Here is a 2,352-nt window from a genome sequence, read left to right on the forward strand (position 1 = left end):
GCGACGTCGGCGGGGGGGCCGCCCGCGACCTTCCCCAGGTGGGGGGGGCGCCCCCCCGGGGCGGGTGAGCCGTGTCACCGGAGCGGGCTGAGGGCGGGTCAGGCGGGGCGCAGCCAGACGGTGGCGAGCGGGGGCAGGATCAGTTCGGCGCTGCGCGGCTGGCCGTCCCGCTCCACCGGCTCGGCCTTGACCGGGACCGGGTTGGCCACCCCGCTGCCGCCGAAGCGCTCGTCGTCGGTGTTGAGCGCCTCGCGCCACAGCTGGTCGGTGCCGGGCAGGGCGGGCAGCCCGACCCGGTGGCCGTGCCGGACCACGGGGGAGAAGTTGCAGACCGCGACCAGCGGGGAGCCGTCGGCGGCGTACCGGACGAAGCTGAGCAGGTTGTCCTCGGCGGCGCCGCCGTCCAGCCAGCGGAAGCCCTCCGGGGAGGTGTCCAGCTCCCAGAGCGCGGGCTCGGACCGGTAGACCCGGTTGAGCTCGCCGACCAGGCGCTGCACGCCGCGGTGGTCAGCGGCGGCCGGCCACTGCTCGTCCAACACCCACCACTGCGGCCCGTCCTCGTGGTGGAACTCCGCCCCCTGGGCGAACTCCTGTCCCATGAAGAGCAGTTGCTTGCCCGGGTGGGCCCACATGAAGCCCAGGTAGGCGCGGTGGTTGGCGCGCTGCTGCCACCAGTCGCCGGGCATCTTGGCGACCAGCGCGCCCTTGCCGTGCACCACCTCGTCGTGCGAGATCGGCAGCACGTAGTTCTCCGAGTACGCGTACACCATCGAGAAGGTGATCTCGTTGTGGTGGTACTTGCGGTGCACCGGCTCCTTGGACATGTAGACCAGCGAGTCGTGCATCCAGCCCATGTTCCACTTCAGGCCGAAGCCCAGCCCACCGGTGTCGGTGGCCCGGGTGACGCCCTCCCAGGCGGTGGACTCCTCGGCGATGGTGACCACGCCGGGGCAGCGCCGGTAGACGGTGGCGTTCATCTCCTGCAGGAAGCCGACCGCGTCCAGGTTCTCCCGGCCGCCGAACTGGTTGGGCGTCCACTGCCCGTCCTCGCGGGAGTAGTCGAGGTAGAGCATCGAGGCGACCGCGTCCACCCGCAGGCCGTCGACGTGGAACTCCTCGCACCAGTACACCGCGTTGGCGACCAGGAAGTTGCGCACCTCGGTGCGCCCGTAGTCGAAGGTGAGGGTGCCCCAGTCGGGGTGCTCGGCCCGGCGCGGGTCGGCCGGCTCGTAGAGCGGCTCGCCGTCGAACCGGGCCAGCGCGAAGCCGTCCTTGGGGAAGTGGGCCGGGACCCAGTCGACGATCACGCCGATCCCGGCCCGGTGCAGCGCGTCGACCAGGTACCGGAAGTCGTCCGGCGAGCCGAACCGGGCGGTCGGCGCGTAGAACCCGGAGACCTGGTAGCCCCAGGAGCCGCCGAACGGGTGCTCCATCACCGGCATGAACTCCACGTGGGTGAAGTCCAGCCCGGTCAGGTAGCCGGGCAGCACCTCGGCCAGCTCCCGGTAGCCCAGCCCCGGCCGCCACGAGCCGAGGTGCAGCTCGTAGACCGACATCGGCGCGCGGTGGTGCTGCAGCCGGGCCCGGCGGGCCAGCCAGTCGCCGTCCTGCCACTGGTAGTCGGACGCGGTGACCCGCGAGGCGGTGCCGGGCGGGCACTGCGCGGCCCGGGCCAGCGGGTCGGCCTTCTGCACCAGCTCCCCGCCGCGGGTGCGGATCTCGAACTTGTACAGGGTGCCGACCCCCAGGCCCGGCACGAACAGCTCCCAGACCCCGCTGGCCCCCAGCGAGCGCATCGGGAACCCGGTGCCGTCCCAGTGGTTGAAGTCGCCGACCAGCCGCACCCCGACCGCGTTGGGCGCCCAGACGGCGAACGCGGTGCCGGCGATCCCGTCCACCTCGCGCGGGTGGGCGCCGAGCGCGCGCCAGAGCTGCTCGTGCCGGCCCTCCCGGATCAGGTGCAGGTCCAGCTCGCCCAGGGTCGGCGGCAGCCGGTAGCCGTCCTCCTGGAGGGTGAGCGCGCCGCCGGGGTAGGCCACCCGCAGCTGGTAGGCGGGGATGGCCGAGCCCGGCAGCAGCCCGGTGAAGAGCCCCGACTGCTGGTGGGTCAGTTCGGCCGGGCCGTAGGCGGTCTCGATCACCACCCGTTCGGCCAGCGGTCGCAGCACCCGGATGGCGGTGCCGCCGGTGGTCGGGTGCGCCCCGAGCAGCGTGTGCGGGTCGTGGTGCGCGCCGCTGACCAGCCGCTCGATCTCGGCGGGCGGCAGCGGCGCCTCGGCCAGCCGCAGGGCCGGGACCTCGGCCGGTGCCGCCGCGACCGGCGCCTTCGCGATCGGCGCCTCCGCCGGGGCG

Annotated in this window: 1 protein-coding gene; it reads right to left on the reverse strand. The window is 73.9% G+C overall.

Features of this window, described 5'->3' with window-relative positions; all coding sequences use genetic code 11:
• Positions 1-98: 98 nt before the first annotated feature.
• Positions 99-2,352: 1,4-alpha-glucan branching protein GlgB (gene glgB / locus ACFW1A_RS36260; protein WP_380417096.1), on the reverse strand; the 2,254-nt coding region annotated here is incomplete at its 5' end.

Origin of the sequence: Kitasatospora sp. NPDC058965, assembly GCF_042741245.1 — a bacterium.
In the GTDB taxonomy this organism is placed as follows: Bacteria; Actinomycetota; Actinomycetes; order Streptomycetales; family Streptomycetaceae; genus Kitasatospora.